Genomic DNA, 16,054 nt, shown 5'->3' with positions numbered 1-16,054 from the left:
TAGTTTCAAGCTTAGAGAACGCCTGTGACTTCAACCGTTGCCGTCAAACCGCTTGCTCCCCGTCGGGCTATCTTTCCGTTCACGGCCGTTATTGGCCAAGAAGACATGAAGTTAGCCCTATTGCTCAATGTCATTGACCCCAAGGTTGGCGGAGTGATGATTATGGGCGATCGGGGGACCGGCAAGTCCACCACGATTCGTGCCTTGGCGGATTTGCTGCCTGAGATCGAGGTGGTAGCGGATGATCCCTTTAACCGGCCTCCCACGGACGTAGATGTTCTGGCCGAGCGGGCTGGCCAAGAAGTGCCAGTGACCCGAAAGAAGGTAGCCATGGTTGATCTGCCCTTGGGGGCAACGGAAGACCGCGTCTGCGGCACTATCGATATCGAGAAGGCCCTTTCGGAAGGAATTAAGGCCTTTGAACCAGGACTGCTGGCCAAGGCCAACCGAGGCATTCTCTATGTTGATGAGGTCAATCTGCTCGATGATCATTTGGTAGATGTGTTGCTAGATTCGGCAGCCTCAGGTTGGAACACAGTGGAACGGGAGGGAATTTCCATTCGCCATCCGGCTCAGTTCGTGTTGGTGGGGTCGGGAAACCCAGAAGAGGGGGAACTGCGACCCCAATTGTTGGACCGCTTCGGCATGCACGCCGAAATCCACACAGTCAAAGATCCAGAGTTGCGGGTGCAGATCGTGGAACAACGGTCCGAATTTGATCACGATCCCAATGCCTTCCTAGATAACTATCAGGACGCCCAGGCAACTCTGCAGCAACGCCTGATCGAGGCCCAGAGCCTGTTACCCCAGGTAACCATTGATCACGAAAAGCGGGTGAAGATTTCTCAAGTGTGCTCTGAGCTCAATGTCGATGGTCTGCGGGGCGACATTGTTACCAATCGAGCTGCTAAGGCATTAGCAGCTTTTGAGGGGCGCACTGAGGTGACGGCGGAAGATATTCGTCGTGTCATCGTGCTGTGCCTACGTCACCGACTACGGAAGGATCCTTTAGAAGCCATGGACTCTGGCTACAAGGTAGAAAAGGCCTTCAGTCAAGTATTTGGTGTCATGGATCCAGATGGGGTCAGCCAGGAGAACGGCCGACAGCCCTCTGGAGTCCACTAAGTCGCTCTTAGGATGGCTACACGTATCCTGGGGCTTGATCCTGGACTAGCCATTCTCGGATTCGGAGTAATTGAGGTCGATGGGGCTGCTCGAACTGATACTGGGATTGCTGTGGTCGATTTTGGCGTGATCGAAACCTCGGCCAAGACTCCCCTACCAATTCGTTTGGGTACCATTTATGACGATTTGCACCAACTCTTGCAACAGGTGCAGCCCGATGTGGTCGCTATTGAAAAATTGTTCTTCTATCGCATGGGCAACACGATCCTGGTAGCCCAGGCGCGCGGGGTGGTGATGCTGGTGTTGGGCCAGCATGATTTATCTACGGTGGAGTTTACCCCGGCCCAGGTCAAGCAGGCCTTGACAGGCTATGGTAATGCCGATAAGTCATCGGTGCAGGCAGCAGTAGCCCGGGAACTGGGGTTAGCCCAGAGTCCTCGCCCCGATGATGCCGCTGATGCCTTAGCCTTGGCCCTGGCAGCTTGGTTTCAGCGGTAAACCTATTTAGAACTGCACCGGCCTAGCAGAGCTTATTTAAAGATGACGAATATCGGCGTTACAGGCGAGCATAGAGCCTGACGCCAGCTGTGGAAGCGGAATCATTATGGCAATCGATCCTTATGAACCAGAACTAGCCAAGCGCCAGAAAGCTTTTCAGATAGCCACTCGCCAGTTGAATAGCACAGTACAACGTGCAAGTTCTCTTGCTAATAATGGCTCAGAACTGAAGCAAAGCCTGGCTATGGTCTTCGAAGCGATGGAGGATTACCGCCAAACTGGCGTGGCCTTAGCAGATTGGTTGCAACAGCATCAGCAGAAGCAATAGATCAATACCTCACACCCTGTTTTGACAAAACCAAAGCTAGTTTGGCTAAATTGCCGGGGCTCGAAGCAGTAAAGGGGAATAATTGCTGCAACCTGCCCTAGGGCAGGTTGCAGCGGATCGTGATCATGGAGCCGCAGATCGTTACGGTACCAGAGGAGAGCATTCATAGCGGGTAGCGCAAGTAAAACGAGGTAGATTGGCTTCACATAAGTTAACGACTATGACTGAGCTGTGCCGTAGCCCCCCAGGTGCTGGCGTAAGAAGCTAAGGGCTGTGGTTGAGGAATGGCTATGGGTAGAGACTTGCCATCCCCAGGTTTGATCTGGCCATTGCCAGAGATCCTGATGGGCTACTGCTGGATCTGCATAGAAATTCACGGCTCCTCCACCCAAGAGCAAGGACGAATGGTGGGTGAAGGCATCATGGCTCAACCGATAGCTATCCCATGGTCCCACCACAGGGACTCCCCAACCATCAACGGCAAACAAGGCTAACACCTGGCCACCACTGCGATACCAATACCAGGCCAGCCCCGTTGCTCCCACCACACCGGCACTAAAGGCCAGCATAATAATTGGTGGTGCGCTAGCTGGCTCCCCTAAGCAAGCTTGTAGCCCTTGACGCAGGGCGTGGGCAGAGAAGGGAGGGTAGCGATCAGGGCAGAGTATTTGGACAATGTTTCCCCATAACTCACCATCAGTTGTGAGGCAGGCCAAAAATCGCTCCGTGAGTTCTGGAGGATGCATGCCGGGACAAATAATAGCCTGAGGACTAGTAATCAAAGGGCGGAGACAGTAGAACGGTTTAGCCATGATATGGCATTGATCAAATCTAATTACAACGGTTTCCAGCAGGCTACGTGGTGATCTCCATTCACAAACTCCCGGACCAGCGGGGTCTGATCACAGATTCCGGCTTCAAAGCGATCGCATCGCTGGCTAAACCGGCAGGGCGGTAATGTCGTGGCCTTGAGGTCAGGGAGGCTACCCGGAATCGGAGTGAGATCGGCGAAGGATTTATGGGGTTCGGGGGTGGCGGCGATGAGTTTGGCGGTGTAGGGATGACGGGGATGGCTGAACAGGGTATGGGTGGGGGCCGATTCCACCACATGACCGGCGTGCATGACCACGATGCGATCGCAATATTCCGATGCCAGGGCCAGGTCGTGGGTAATCAACAACGTGGCCATTTGTCCCTGCTCGGCCAAGTCTTGGATCAGGGTCATCACCGTGGCTTGGGTGGTGACATCGAGGCCGGTGGTGGGTTCATCGGCAATCAGTAATTTTGGCGAGCAGGCCAGGGCCAGGGCAATCATGATCCGCTGGCAGAGACCGCCGGAGAGTTCATAGGGGTAAGCATCGTAGCGCTTCGGCGGGTCGGGGATGCGCACACTGGCCAATAGTTCCAGGGCTCTACCGGGCAACTCCTTCGGGGGCAGGTCCGTATGGCAGCGCAGCACATCGGTGATCTGCTTGCCTACCTTGCGAATCGGGTTGAGAGCGGTACGGGGGTTCTGGAAAATCATCGAGATCTCCCTGCCACGAATCTGCCGCAGGGAGGCCTCTGATTCTTTCAGCAGATCTACCGCCACCGCCTCTGTTTGCAGCAGGGCCCGGCCCGCTGTGACCTTCCCGGCTCGATCTAACACACCCATTAGGGTAAAGGCCGTCACCGACTTACCGGAGCCGCTCTCGCCGACAATGCCGACAGTTTCACCGGGTTGGACGGTAAAGTCTACTGCTGCCAACGCCTTGACTACGCCGGAGCGAGTGCGGAATTCCACCGTCAGGTTTTCGACGGACAGGAGAGAACACAGAGATATGGGGAGCTGGGGAGATGGAGAGTTGGGGAGAGGTTGGATTGTCATCGTTAGGTTCTCATCCTCGGATCAATCAAATCCCGCAGGCCGTCGCCCAGCAGGTTGAAGCAAAACACCGCCAGCATCAATACGGCTCCAGGGAATAGGGCCAGCCACCACTCCCCCGAGACGATATAAGTCGCCCCTTCGGCCACCATGATGCCCCACTCCGGAGTCGGTGGCTGTACGCCCAGACCGATGAAAGACAGGCCCGCGGCATTGAGAATGGCCCAGCCCATGTTCAGGGAAATGTGCACCATCATCACCGGCAATACATTGGGAAATAGATGCTTGGCCATGATCCGCCAGTCGCCGTTGCCGGTGAGACGGGCCGCTTCCACGAAGCCAGCCTCCCGCCGCACCAGTACCTCAGAGCGGATGACGCGGGTGTAGAGGGGCAAGTTGATGATGGCTGTGGCCAGAATAATGTTCTCCACCGTGTTGCCCAGGGCAGCCACCAGCCCCATGGCCAGCACGAACAGGGGAAAGGCCATCAGGGTATCGATGCAGCGGGAGATAATTCGATCCACCCAGCCGCCGAAGTAACCGGCACAGGTGCCTAAGATACTGCCTACCAGGAAGGAGAGGGCCACCGCCATGACGGCAATGCCCAGGTCTAGACGAGTAGCCACAATGACACGGCTGAGCACATCCCGCCCCAATTGATCGGTGCCGAACCAGTGGGCGGCGGACGGGGGTTGCAGGGCAATGGCAGAATTACTGGCCAGGGGACTGTAGGGGGCAACCGCATCGCCCAATATCGCGAATAACACCAACACCAGAAACAGCCCGAAGGCCGCAAAGGTGATCCAGTTTTCGCTGATGACGTAGCGGGTGTGTTGCAGAGTGGTGGAGGTCATGGGAGGACGGAGGACAGGGAGCTTAAGGGTGATGGGGATTCTGTAAACGAGTGCAGCGAGGCTTCCCGCAGGGTATTTCGAATTTTGAATTTTGAATTTTGAATTTTGAATTCCACTCTACGCATCCACACCGGCTCTGGGGTCAATCACCACGTAGAGCAAGTCAATTAACAAATTCAGTCCCACATACAGCAGCGCCATGGTCAGAATGAATCCCTGAATCGGCGCATAGTCTGAGGCCACTAAGGCTTCCACGGCGTAGGAGCCGATACCGGGCCAGGCGAAGACCTTTTCCACCAAAATATTGGCTCCCAGCAGAAACGAAAACACTACACCCAGGGTGGTGATGACGGGCAACATGGCGTTGCGAAAGGCGTAGCCGAATAACACCTGACGCGGCGGCAGGCCACTGGCCCGGGCGGTGCGGATAAAGTCGCTGGAGAGCATGCCCAGCATGGAGGCGCGGGTGACTCGAGCCAGGGGAGCCAGGGCAAACAGCCCCAGGGTGACCGCAGGTAGGAAGAGCTGAGTGGCGGCGGCCCAGAACAGGTCCAAATCGCCCTCTAGAAGACTGTCGATCAGGTAAAAGCCGGTGATGTGGTCAGGGGGGCTGTAGAGAATATCCAGGCGCCCCAATGGTGCTGGCACCAGGCCCAGTAAATAGTACAGTATGTAAATTAGAAACAACCCGGTGAAGAAGGTGGGCAGGGATACGCCGGCAGTGGCCAGCAGGCGAACGCCGTGGTCTATCCAGGAGTTAGGCCGGGTGGCGGCCAGTATTCCCAGGGGCAGGGCTAGTGCGATCGCAAACCCCAAGGCAGCTACGGTCAACTCCAGGGAAGCCGGCAGCCGGGTGATCAGGTCATAGACCACCGTCTGCCCCGTGGTCAGGGATACCCCTAAATCTCCCCGCACCAAATCGCCGATATAGAGAAAGAATTGCTCCGGCAGAGATTTATCCAGCCCCAGGTTGCGACGGACCTCGTCAATGGCGTCGGCAGTAGCCGCCGGCCCGGCAAAGAAGGCGGCCGGGTCCCCGGGCAGGGCCCGGGTCAGCAGGAAGGTGACGATCACCACGCCAACGATACTGGGTACCGCCCCCAGAATACGCCGAGCAATAATTTTGCCAGTGGACTGGTTAGCCATGGGCTTACGCCTTCTGCAACTGCCGGAAGTCTAACTGGCGGTGGAACCAGTACTGATAGCCGCTAACACTGGGTTGCATCGCCACCGATAGCTTCGGCTGCACCAACGGCACTCGCGGTACCTCCTGCCAGGCCATCTGGATGAAGCCGGTGACATTCTCTTCGTACTCGAGCTCCCCCGGTTTTGACGCCAGGGCCGCCTCGATCAGCTTGTCCATCTCCGGGTTCTGGTAGGAGCTGCCGTTAAAAGTGGCATCTTGGCCGTGGTAGGCATAGAAGAAGAAATAGTCCGGGTAGTTGAGCCAGCCGCCGAAGTTATTGATGATCATGGGACGGCTTTTTTCCACCAGCACCGAGCGGAAGTTGGCATTGGGCACCTTTTCGATATTGACTGTAATGCCCAGTTCCGCCAAAGCTTCCTGAATCAGCACCACCGCCGGTTCGGCCCATTCTTTGGTACCCATATCGAAGGCCAGGGTGGTCTCGAACCCATCCGGATAGCTGGACTCGGCCATGAGTTTCTTGGCCATGGCCAAGTCAGTCTTATAGGGGGTGGGTTGAGGCCACGTGGTGGCATCGGGCTCGAAAGTTCCCTCTGCGGTACATGGGCACCGCCTGACCATACAGGCCGTTTCCATGATGGCGTCGTAGGGAACGGCATAGGCCACCGCCTGCCGCACCTTGACATCGGCAAAGGGGTTCTCGGCTCCTTTCAGCTGAGGATTGGCGTGCATATCGACGGAGTACAGACAGTTCTCAATGGGGGTCGAGACCATGGTGAACTTGCCCATCTCCGAGAGTTCTTTCTGGTCCTTTTCCGACAGGTCGTAGTTGATGTCGATATCGCCTTTCTCCAGCAGGGCACGGCGATTGCCGGTCTCCGGCACATTCAGCACAATCACCTCTTGAATCTGCGGCGGCGGGCCAGACTTCCAGTCATCGAACCGCTGCAGCACGATCCGCTCATTCGGCTTAAATTCCGCCACCGTGTAGGCGCCGCCGCCGGCATCGTTGCTGTTTAACCACTCGGCCCCCCAGGGATCCGCTTCAGTCAGATGGGGCTTCACCAACTCAGCGTTGATCACCACCGGAATCGGCACGGCCATGTCGATCATGGTCAGCTTGTCGGGCCGCAGAAACTTGACCCGGAAGGTGTGGTCATCGACCACTTCAAACTGGTCTGGACTTTCCAGAGCACCGGCTTTCATCTGAAAGGTGTGGAAAGCCGCCAATGGACACGGCCCTGTCGTAGGACACTTGACGTCATTGGCCGTCACCGGGGTGCCATCGTGGAAGGTGCATCTTGCCGCAGGAAAAAAGGTGAATGACATGCCGTCCTCAAGCCATTTCCCAGCTTTCCGCCAATTTCAGGCTCCAACACCGTGTAGTCATAGGAAAGGGATCCATCGGGCCATTGACTCCTTGGTACCAGAAAACGTCATCAACCGGTCGTATATGGCCCAGGAGATACCATAGGCCGGACGGTTTAGTGCCCAACCGATGCAGGTCCAGGCTGTTGGGGAAGCCGCCCCCCTGCACCACCGTCAACTGGCGTCGCGAGGGCTTGGTGCCTGCTGCGGTTGATTCTGCAGGGGGCATCGGCTGTGGGTCGAGAACTACAGGCTTTTGAGGCCATTGGCTAGGGTTAGACCGACTGTTAAGCCGAGGCTGGTTTTCAGTAAGCGTCGTCGTCTCATGGCAGATAAAGTCAGTGTTGAAGGGGGCAAAAATGGCTTCCCAGATACTTTTCAAAAAAGAGTAAAAATCGCTACACTTTAAGAAAAGCCAGTCTCGTCTTTGTCTGAAAGTTAGGAATCACCTTACTAGTAGCTGCAGCAAAATTTCGGAAAGAAAACGGGAAGAAAATGGGAAGATCTGCCTTGTAGATTTTAAAGCTCAGATCTTGCCTTTCTTGCTGACAAAACCTGTGTGACAATAGGCATTCTTAATTGGATTTCTTACTGGCCTCCAATGCCTTCCCTGCACCGCTATTTCCCTGCCGGATTCATCTTGGCTTTGGGTTTGGAACCCACCATGATGGCGACGACATGGGTCAGTCGTTGGGAACAGTTGTCTCGGCAGGGAGAGTTTCAACGGCAAATCGGCAACCTGACCACGGCCTTACAGCGCACTACCAATCGCTATAACGAGTTGTTGCTGGCTATCGGCGATTTTTATGCCGCCAATGCCAATGACATCACCGACGAAGCCTTTAGTCGATTCGTGCAGCGGGCGGTGCAGACCTATCCCGGCATTCAGGCCCTGGAATGGGCGCCGTTAGTGCTCCATGGCGATCGCGCGGCCTATGAAGCGTGGCTGCAAACCCTGACGGAGCGATGGTCGCAGACCGGCCCCTCGGGGCCATCGCAGCTAGGCATTACCGAGCGCTCTGCTACGGGGATTTTGCGTCCGGCGGCAGAGCGCAGCAGCTATGTCCCCGTCACCTTCCTAGAGCCCTGGCAAACCAATGAAGTGGCGCTGGGCTACGATCTGGCCTCCGACGACACCCGTCGCATCGCCCTAGAGCAGGCCAGAGACACAGGCGCCCTAGCCGCCACTGGCCGTATTCAACTGGTGCAAGAAACCGCAGACAACCAGTACAGCTTTTTGGTATTTCTGCCCATTTATCACCAGCCGGCCACCACCCCTAGAGCCCGACGACAACAGCTGAAGGGCTACATTCTGGGAGTGTTTCGGGTGGCGGATGTGGTGGAAGAGTCCCTCTCTGATTTGGACCACGAGATCGATTTCTGGATCTTGGATCAGACCGCCAGGGCTGACGAAAAGCTATTGGGGTTTTACGACGGAGATACCCAGACAGTATTGCCAGATGGGGATGAGGCTAGGAAATGGTCAGAGCCGGAAGGGAAATCGTCTGGCTGGCTCCGCTCTACCTCCCTCTGTCCAACGCCTTTAGAGTGCAGTCAAACTCTAGCTGTAGGGCAACGGCAGTGGCACCTGTTGTTTCTACCCCCCTCCTATTCCCCTCCCCCTTGGGCGGCCTTGGCCACGGTGCTGATCGGCTTACTGATGACGGCGATTTTGCTGATTTACTTGTCTCGCTGGCAGTCGGAACTGGAGCGTACCCGAGAACTGAGTAATCTCAAGTTACGCTTGTTTTCCATGGCCTCTCACGAATTGCGCACTCCCCTAAGTGTGATTAGTATCTCCGCCCAATCCTTAAGTGCTAATCGTGATGCCCTCACGCCTCAGCAACAGATGAATACGGTTGACCGCATTCAGGCAGCCGCTCGACGCATGGGGCAGTTAGTGGATGATATTTTGACCCTGACCCGGGCTGAGGCCGGTAAGCTGCAGGTCAATCCAGAAATTGTGGAGCTGGACCCCTTTTGTCGTCAGGTGTTTGACCAGATTCAGCCTCAGGTAGATCAACGGCTCAGTTTGTCGGGTAACGCTATCCATACCAAGATCTACTTGGACAAGAAGCTGCTGCACTCAATTTTGGTCAACTTGCTCTCCAATGCTGTGAAATACTCCGCTGCTGACAGTCTGATTCGGTTGGTTGTGACTGCCAAGTCAGATATTCTGGAATTCCAAGTCATTGACCAAGGCATTGGTATTCCCCTGACAGCGCAGCAAAATCTATTTAAGGCCTTCTACCGGGGGGCCAATGTGGGATCGGTGCCGGGAGTGGGCCTAGGTTTAGCGGTGGTGAAAACCTGTGTTGAGTTGCAGGACGGGTGTTTGACAGTGCACAGCCAGCCCGGGAGGGGGACTTGCATCACAGTGATGCTGCCCAAAATAGAGTAGCTGTTATGCCAGTTCTTTTGATCACAGCTACTGATCCAGCCTACCCGACGCCTCACCACTGCATGGTGAAACAAACCACCAACATGCCGAGAACCACTCGTTGCCCCATAAAGCGGAACTCGGCCTTCTCAAGAACCCGCAAGGACGGCCCATTCTCAGGATGCAAGAAGAGAGGCTAAGTTTGTTGAGACCGAGTCTCTGGAACGCGGCCTAGCCCTACACTGAGGCCACTTCCGTCGCGAAGCCTCTTCCCCAGAACTGTTGCGCGAATCGGAAGCCTAGGTCGATCCAGTTGGGCTCTTCGAGAACGATCAGGCCCACGTCTCCGATTGTTTGACTGGACGCCTTTGAGGCCCTATTCCCGCATGTTCGAGATCCGCCCACTATCTTCTCCCATGACTACTAAATACGCCCGTTAGGCATTCTCCAGAGCTCCACACTATATGTCGGCAGAGACTGAATTAAATTTCAACAATTGTAATTGACTATTATTTTGATTCAATGCATAACTCGATTTCTCCTTTTTAACAAGATCCTCCTGCACAGCCTTCTTTAACCAAAGTCTTGCTTGGCCTATGGCAACATCTAGTAATTCAGCAACTTCTTTATCTTTTTTAGGTTCACTTAAATGATAAAGAAGTAAGGGTAGAATTGCTTCATATGCATTTTTTGGAAATTTTTTAAGTTGCTCTTTTTTCTGAATATCAATATTACTCAGTTGTTCTTTTTGATTATTTATTTCGCTTAGCTCTAATTGTTCTGAAGTATTTTTTTGAGCTTTGTCTCGATGAAGTTGTTTAGCTTCTTCTAGCAAGTTTAATATGTTACGATTCCAAGGCTCTATCGGAAAGGGTATAGCACCTAGCTGAACCAATTGATGATTCCCTTGCGGTACGTCTTCTTCTAGCCGAACCCAAACAGGGATATGGCTTTCTCTCTTTAATTCTTCCTTAGCTCCGGCCCAAGTTCCACCTTTTTCATAAGAAGAGTTTACGACAAGAGCATGATCAGCTAATGCATAAACATACTTATTTCGGTTCATTGCATTACCAGCATTAAATCCAGCGGAGGGATCATAGGATGAGACTAGAGCAACCCGTCCTTGGCGAAGTCCTTCACGATACTTTGTTGATACAACTGCTTTAATCAAACTATCTGCCAAGACCCCTATTGATGTCCCTCCAGCGTTAATAGACGCTAGCATAGCGGTTTGGTCAACACCTCTTGCTCCACCTGATACGATTTGGATACCTTGCTCAGCACACTTTTCAGCTATTCTTTGGGTATAGCCAAGACCCTCATCATCAATGCTTCGGGAACCAACCACGGCTAAACCCCCTTTTGATAGTAAAGCCAGATTTCCTACCCCATATAGAATTGGAGGAGAGAAGTGTTTTAGTTTACGCTTAAGTCGCTGTGGATAGGTCTCATCACTACGGCTTAAGATCCACAAACCCTTGCTAGTCCAGTTCTCAACAGCAACCGCCAACATAGCCCCTCGTTCTAACAGATGGACGATCCTTTGAGGACTAAGGCTTCCATTAACTTCGCTTTGAATCCAACTTTGTCCGTCTGGGGATAGTAAATCGGCAGGACGTAAATGCTGCTGTTGGAGTTTTTGGGCCAGAGAGTTATACTCACTGAGGCTCAAGGGCTTTGGCTCTACTTGACGCGACTGACCGAACCCCGCGCATAGAAGCAAGATAGCCTGGGTGTCAGGTTGTAATATGTGTGTCAGTATTGCCATCTATTCTCTCTAACTAAGCGAGTTGAGGGCTAGAGCTAATGGAAAGACTCTACCACTGCCTGATTGATGTAATAAAGCGGTAACTACTGTAAATGTCCAGCGGGAATCTACCATGTCGTCAACCAAGAACACAGGGCCTTTTATTCCTTGCCAGCTAGTAATTTCAAATACCCCATCTAAGTTTTGAGCTTGTTTAACACTATTTTGCATATCTTTTTGTGGATGATTACGTCTTATTTTTCTGACACAAGATATAAAGGGCAGATTTAACTTACGGGCTAAACGTTCTGAAAAGTTAGGAACTAATTCAGGACGAGTTAACGAAGGTACACAAGTTATCCATGTCGGAAACGGATCAGGCTTCCAGCATTGGATTAATTCACTTACAGCATCTACTAATTGATCATTGAAGCATTTATCTTGATATTTTCCTTGCTTCACTAAACTTCCCCAACCCGCATCTCCCCAGAGTGATAAGGCTAGACCGGTCTCAGCTTGTAACGTAATTGGAATATTTCCACTCCATGAATAAGAAATAAAGCTACCTGCAGGCCAACGCTTTCGTGGGGTAATGGTATGATCGGTTCTACGTAGAAAAGATATGGCATCTTGAGCCTTTTTTAGAGAATAGGTTTCTGGAATTAGAGACTGATCTAAGCATACAGCGCAGCGTCCGCATTCTGTTGTAGAATTGTCATCTAGTTCCTCAGCCAAAAACAATATCAAGCAATTATATGTATTGATATAATTTAGCATCCGAGCTTGTTCACGTTTTCTGATTTCAGTTAGCTTGGCTACCTTTTCTCGATCTATCTCATAGTTAATAGGCGTAGAATGCCAGTGACCATTAATTTTTGTGACTGGAGAAGGGGCTTCTACCGATAATAGGGTTAAGACTTTTTCGATTTTTCCTCTTGAAAGATTTAATTTTCCTTCAAGTTGGGAAACTGATAAGCCATTTTGTGTAGACAGCGGCAATAGAATCTCTTCCTGAAATTCTTCATTTGCTAGGCGTTCTGGCGAAATTAGTAGTATATCAGCTTGCCCAGCCAGCAACTTCTCTTGGATATCCCTCCATGTTTTCTGATTGGTAGAGTTAATGGTTACAGCTTGAAGTCCAATGCGTTCAGCAGCAGCAATCTGATTTCTCATTAAAGCCAAGAGGGGTGATATCAGTAGAGTTGGCCCCATTCCCCGATTGCGTAAGAGACGTGTAGTTAAGAAATATATTAAACTCTTTCCCCATCCAGTTCGTTGCACCATTAACAAGCGTGTCCCTGGATTCAACAATTGTTCAATTGCTTCCCATTGATTGTCACGAAATGTAGCTGTTGGATTATCTAGTGCAGTACGGAGTAGCTGTAAGGCAGTATCTTGCAGATCAGACATTTTTCACTGCGTTTGAGATCACATTTCCCTAAGCTAGTCCACGCTATAAGCACATAGGTTAAGTTGATACTTTCTTTAAAGTAGTTTCAAAGGCACTTGGAGATCAGTGTTGCTCAGAAGGGTGGTGTAACTTGGCCAAGCAGACGGATTATCAAGATGCCCATCTCCTAATTCAAGCGATAGCCTAAGCCATGCATGGTTTCGATAAAGTTCTTAGGGGCCCCTGCTTTACACAGCTTCTGCCGCAGGGCTTTCAGGTGGGCTTTCACGGTTTCTTCGCCGGGGGGATCGTCTAATTGCCAGATCGATTCCAGGATGAAGTGACGGCTGAGCACCCGGCGGCCATGGCGCAGCAGCAGTTCTAGAATGGCAAACTCCTTAGGGGTCAGGCGAATGGGGATATCCTGATAGGTAACGTCGTAGGTGGTTGGGTTAAGCTGCAGGAGTTCCCACTGCAGAGTCGTGGGTGGGGCCATTTGCCCTCGCCGCAGCAGGGCCCGAATTTGAGCAATCAACTCGGACAGGTCGAAGGGCTTAACCATGTAGGCATCGGCACCGGCATCAAGACCGGCTACTTTATCGCCGCTGGTATCGCGGGCGGTCAGCATCAGCACCGGGGAAACCACGCCATGCGATCGCAACCGTTGACACAGGGTCAAGCCATCCACCTGGGGCAGGGTAATATCCATCAGCATCAAGTCATAGGACAACAGGGTCATTTGCTGCCAGGCGATATCACCATCATGGGCCACATCCACGGTATAACGCTGGGCCTCAAGGGCTTCCGATAAGGAGGCCGCTAGGTGATGATCATCTTCAACCAATAGGATTCGCATGGTGTCATCAGCCCTCCCAGAGTGAGTCCCCTCTTGCCTGCAGTGGCGGTGTGGGCATGGCTTTCTCCTGATGGTGAGGTGATTTGACCGCGAAGATTGTAATACTCAATACATCTACGCTAGCTGGGGGAGCATCGCCCCGAGCCGAGGACGGTAGCCATAGAATTGGGCTAGCAGAAAGAGGCGAGACTTCCCGGAAGCGGGATCCTCTAAGTTGAAGCTTCAGAAGGTGACCGTCTTCACCGGCTGTCATCACCCCACCGGCCTAGGATAGACTCATGAAGATATCCGTCAGCAGGTGGGGTGCAGCGTGATGACATCATGAACGAAATCCCAGTGGCAGGGGGGTAGGTCTTTGACCATCGCCTATACTCGAACCAGATTCCTGCTAGGGATTTCGCCATCCACCACAGCGTTAGAAGGTGCTAGCAGCCATGGTCATTAATGTATCGCCGAAGCCATTGGTGACTCAGGAATCAGAATTTCGCCGCCTGCAGGCCCAACTCAGCAGTCGCTGGCGGCCCATTGATGAATTTGATCTGCAGGAACGCCAGATTCTGGTGGTGCCATCCCTCAGCTTAGACCAACAAGAACTCGAGAAAATCGCTGGGGTGCACCACTATGAAGAGCGGCTGCTGTTCGCGCTGATTCGGCTGCGCAATCCCCAGACGCGACTGACCTATGTCACCTCGCAGCCCTTGCATCCCAGCATCATCGATTACTATCTAGAGCTATTGCCCGGGATTCCCAGTGCCCATGCCCGGGATCGGCTGCAGCTCTTCTCCACCTACGATTCCTCCAAAAAACCCCTCACCCAAAAGCTGCTGGAACGGCCGCGGCTGCTGGCTCAGATCCGCAAGAGTCTAGATCCCGATCAGGCTTACATGGTGTGCTTCAACTCCACCTCTCTGGAGCGAGATCTCTCCTTAGCCCTAGGCATCCCCCTCTTGGCCCTAGATCCTGATCTGCTCTACTGGGGCACTAAGAGCGGTAGCCGAGAGATCTTCGCCGAATGTGGCATTCCCCATCCCGATGGCAGTGAATTGGTGTGGACTCAGGCAGACTTGGCTGAGGTCACCGCCGATCTGTGGCAGCGGCAGCCCCACCTCCGGCGGATTGTGATCAAACTCAACCAGGGCTTCTCGGGGGAAGGCAATGCCCTGCTAGAGTTGGCGCCGTTGGCCGCAGTCGCCCCAGGGGAAGCCTCCCGGCGGGAGCGGGTGGAGGCGCTGCAACAGGCCTTTAGCCAGCTGCGATTTCAATGCCCCATCGAGACTTGGGCGCATTTCTACACCAAGGTGCGGGAGTTAGGTGCGATCGCAGAGGCCTTCATCGAAGGTGACAGCAAACGCTCCCCCAGTGTGCAGGGGCGCATTACTCCCCAGGCCGAGGTCGAGATCCTCTCTACCCACGATCAAGTCTTAGGCGGTCCCGATGGCCAGATCTTCTTGGGCTGCACCTTTCCTGCCGACGCCGACTACCGCCTGGAACTCCAGGAAATGGGACGACGCATCGGTCAAGCCCTGGCTGCTAAAGGAGCCCTAGAGCGCTATGGGGTCGACTTCATTGCCGTACGCCAACCCCCCGGTAGTCCCCAACCCTGGCAACTGCAGGCCATCGAAATCAACCTGCGAAAGGGCGGCACCACCCACCCCTTCATGGCCCTAAAGCTATTGGTCGAGGGGCGCTACGAGCCAGAGGACGGTATGTTCTACACCCGCAACGGCCAGCCCAAATTTTACCGCGCCTCCGATAACCTACAAAAGCCTGCCTATCGAGGCCTGCTCCCGAGTGACTTGATGGATATCATCATCAGTCATCGGCTGCATTTCAATTCCAGTTACGGCACTGGGGCCGCCTTTCACCTCATGGGGTGCCTCTCGGAATACGGCAAGCTGGGCATTACCTGCATCGGCAATACCCCCGCCGCTGCCGGGGCCATCTACGACCAGGTGGTGGCTGCCCTAGATCGGGAAACAGCAGCCTTTGATGAGTAGTCGATGAGTAGTCGATATTAGTAGTCGATTAGTAATTGCCCTTTAGCGCCCGTTCAATCTCACGCTTGGCCTGCTTGCGCTTCAGAGTCTCCCGCTTGTCGTGGAGTTTTTTACCGCGCACCAGAGCCAGGTTGACTTTGACCATGCCTCGCTTCAGGTACATCTTCAAGGGCACTAGGGTCAGCCCCTTTTGCTCCACCTTGCCAATGAGCTTGCGAATCTCATAGCCATGCAAGAGCAACTTACGGCTGCGGCGGGGCTCGTGATTGTAGGCCGGATTCGTGCCACTGTGGGGAGAAATATGAACATTGTGCAGCCAGACCTCCCCATCGCGGATCTGGGCAAAGCCATCCCGCAGGTTCACCTTGCCGGCCCGGATCGATTTCACCTCAGTCCCGGTGAGGGCAATGCCGGCCTCATAGCTCTCCAGGATTTCATAGTGGTAACGGGCCTGGCGATTATCGCTAATGACTTTATAGCCGCTACTGGGGTCTGCCATG

The 16,054-nt window shown here is 53.5% G+C and carries 16 protein-coding genes and 1 pseudogene; 5 read left to right on the top strand and 12 right to left on the bottom strand.

All coding sequences use genetic code 11. The features are described 5' to 3' along the window. Positions 1-24 precede the first annotated feature (24 nt). The 3 genes from bchI (at position 25) to XM38_RS01250 (ending at position 1,951) form a co-directional block, all read left to right on the top strand. Positions 25-1,125, top strand: coding sequence for a magnesium chelatase ATPase subunit I (gene bchI / locus XM38_RS01260; RefSeq protein WP_080810778.1), 1,101 nt, complete (start codon positions 25-27; stop codon positions 1,123-1,125). 12 nt (positions 1,126-1,137) lie between these two features. Beyond that, entirely contained in the window at positions 1,138-1,623 is a 486-nt protein-coding gene (ruvC, locus tag XM38_RS01255) for a crossover junction endodeoxyribonuclease RuvC (RefSeq protein ID WP_080810779.1), read from the top strand. A gap of 106 nt (positions 1,624-1,729) precedes the next feature. Further along, a complete protein-coding gene (locus XM38_RS01250; protein ID WP_080810781.1) occupies positions 1,730-1,951 on the top strand; it encodes a hypothetical protein in 222 nt (73 codons plus the stop codon). A 14-nt stretch (positions 1,952-1,965) separates the two neighbouring features. Here the strand turns inward: XM38_RS01250 and XM38_RS01245 are convergent. The 7 genes and pseudogenes from XM38_RS01245 to XM38_RS01215 all read right to left on the bottom strand — a co-directional run. Then, a pseudogene (locus XM38_RS01245) lies at positions 1,966-2,118 on the bottom strand (deoxyribodipyrimidine photo-lyase); the annotation flags it as partial. A 51-nt stretch (positions 2,119-2,169) separates the two neighbouring features. Beyond that, positions 2,170-2,733 carry a hypothetical protein gene (locus XM38_RS01240; protein ID WP_202978804.1) on the bottom strand — a complete coding sequence of 188 codons (564 nt, stop codon included), beginning with the start codon at positions 2,731-2,733 and terminating at the stop codon, positions 2,170-2,172. 53 nt (positions 2,734-2,786) lie between these two features. Then, entirely contained in the window at positions 2,787-3,818 is a 1,032-nt protein-coding gene (locus XM38_RS01235) for an ABC transporter ATP-binding protein (RefSeq protein WP_080810787.1), read from the bottom strand. Positions 3,819-3,820: 2 nt separating this feature from the next. After that, positions 3,821-4,669 carry an ABC transporter permease gene (locus tag XM38_RS01230; protein WP_088428863.1) on the bottom strand — a complete coding sequence of 283 codons (849 nt, stop codon included), beginning with the start codon at positions 4,667-4,669 and terminating at the stop codon, positions 3,821-3,823. 117 nt (positions 4,670-4,786) lie between these two features. After that, complete coding sequence (locus XM38_RS01225; protein ID WP_080810791.1) at positions 4,787-5,815, bottom strand: ABC transporter permease; 1,029 nt, start codon at positions 5,813-5,815, stop codon at positions 4,787-4,789. A gap of 4 nt (positions 5,816-5,819) precedes the next feature. Then, on the bottom strand, positions 5,820-7,145 hold the full coding sequence (locus tag XM38_RS01220) for an ABC transporter substrate-binding protein (protein ID WP_088428861.1): 1,326 nt from the start codon (positions 7,143-7,145) through the stop codon (positions 5,820-5,822). A 7-nt stretch (positions 7,146-7,152) separates the two neighbouring features. After that, positions 7,153-7,566 carry a hypothetical protein gene (locus tag XM38_RS01215; RefSeq protein WP_137454979.1) on the bottom strand — a complete coding sequence of 138 codons (414 nt, stop codon included), beginning with the start codon at positions 7,564-7,566 and terminating at the stop codon, positions 7,153-7,155. Between the two features lie 219 nt (positions 7,567-7,785). Between XM38_RS01215 and XM38_RS01210 the strand changes: the two genes are divergently transcribed. Next, a complete protein-coding gene (locus XM38_RS01210) occupies positions 7,786-9,585 on the top strand; it encodes a CHASE domain-containing sensor histidine kinase (protein ID WP_088428857.1) in 1,800 nt (599 codons plus the stop codon). Between the two features lie 216 nt (positions 9,586-9,801). Here XM38_RS01210 and XM38_RS28520 read toward each other — a convergent pair whose 3' ends face one another. From XM38_RS28520 to XM38_RS01190, 4 genes are all read right to left on the bottom strand, one after another. Further along, positions 9,802-9,969 (bottom strand): GNAT family N-acetyltransferase, encoded by a 168-nt coding sequence (locus tag XM38_RS28520; RefSeq protein ID WP_225889140.1) that lies wholly within the window; start codon positions 9,967-9,969, stop codon positions 9,802-9,804. A 55-nt stretch (positions 9,970-10,024) separates the two neighbouring features. Then, positions 10,025-11,077 (bottom strand): DNA-processing protein DprA, encoded by a 1,053-nt coding sequence (locus XM38_RS01200; protein ID WP_256995511.1) that lies wholly within the window; start codon positions 11,075-11,077, stop codon positions 10,025-10,027. A gap of 264 nt (positions 11,078-11,341) precedes the next feature. Further along, positions 11,342-12,721 carry a DEAD/DEAH box helicase gene (locus XM38_RS01195; protein ID WP_080810798.1) on the bottom strand — a complete coding sequence of 460 codons (1,380 nt, stop codon included), beginning with the start codon at positions 12,719-12,721 and terminating at the stop codon, positions 11,342-11,344. Between the two features lie 167 nt (positions 12,722-12,888). Beyond that, positions 12,889-13,557: a response regulator transcription factor gene (locus XM38_RS01190; protein WP_080810799.1), complete on the bottom strand. Its 669-nt coding sequence runs from the start codon at positions 13,555-13,557 to the stop codon at positions 12,889-12,891. A 434-nt stretch (positions 13,558-13,991) separates the two neighbouring features. Between XM38_RS01190 and XM38_RS01185 the strand changes: the two genes are divergently transcribed. Next, a complete protein-coding gene (locus tag XM38_RS01185) occupies positions 13,992-15,554 on the top strand; it encodes a peptide ligase PGM1-related protein (protein ID WP_080810924.1) in 1,563 nt (520 codons plus the stop codon). Positions 15,555-15,582: 28 nt separating this feature from the next. On the opposite strand, the gene smpB is transcribed toward XM38_RS01185, so the two are convergent. Then, on the bottom strand, positions 15,583-16,053 hold the full coding sequence (gene smpB, locus XM38_RS01180; RefSeq protein ID WP_080810801.1) for an SsrA-binding protein SmpB: 471 nt from the start codon (positions 16,051-16,053) through the stop codon (positions 15,583-15,585). Between the last annotated feature and the right edge of the window lies 1 nt (position 16,054).

The organism is Halomicronema hongdechloris C2206, from assembly GCF_002075285.3.
GTDB lineage: Bacteria > Cyanobacteriota > Cyanobacteriia > Phormidesmidales > Phormidesmidaceae > Halomicronema_B > Halomicronema_B hongdechloris.
The sequence above is the reverse complement of the archived record's forward strand: the minus strand, read 5'-3'. Positions and strand labels throughout refer to the sequence as shown.